This window comes from Vibrio sp. 970, from assembly GCF_033339075.1.
On sequence record NZ_JAWOTW010000870.1, the window covers coordinates 1 to 507 of the forward strand.

A 507-nucleotide genomic window follows, 5' to 3' on the forward strand; every position below is an offset into this window, starting at 1 on the left:
GCATTCATCTGCGTTAATAAGGTGTCTTTTTGTGATTGTGCCGCGCCAACTTGGTATTGAGCGGCCGCGAGATTGCGATCTTGGCGGTCACCCGTAAACAACGGAATGTCCATGGTTAGGTAAGCGCTGACCAAATCGGAGGCGGGTTCACCCATCATGTTGTCGGCTTGGCGGTAGGCGTACATTACTTCGACGCCAAATTGTGGGTTGTAGGCTTGCTCAGCAATTTCCACCTGAGTTTTATTGGCAGAGATGCTGACGTCGGCCATCTTAACCATCGGGTGTTGGCTGAGTTGCTGATAATGCTTGGTGGAACCCTGACTTGCAGCAAGTTTGCTGTTCAGTGTGTCCCAATGAAGTTGATTGCTCGCGTGCAGAGCCTCTTCGTTCGCCAACCAATCTGACCCCAACCATTCGGAGAGTTGAGAGATAAGACGACGTTGCATTTGTGCATTGGCTTGCAGTTTCTCATCCAACTTGCTGACTTGTAATTGAGCGTTGAGTAGG

At 50.3% G+C, this 507-nt stretch carries 1 protein-coding gene; it reads right to left on the reverse strand.

Annotation, left to right across the window (positions count from 1 at the left end):
• Positions 1-507: TolC family protein (locus tag R7Q11_RS29640; RefSeq protein WP_225467399.1), on the reverse strand; the 507-nt coding region annotated here is incomplete at both ends.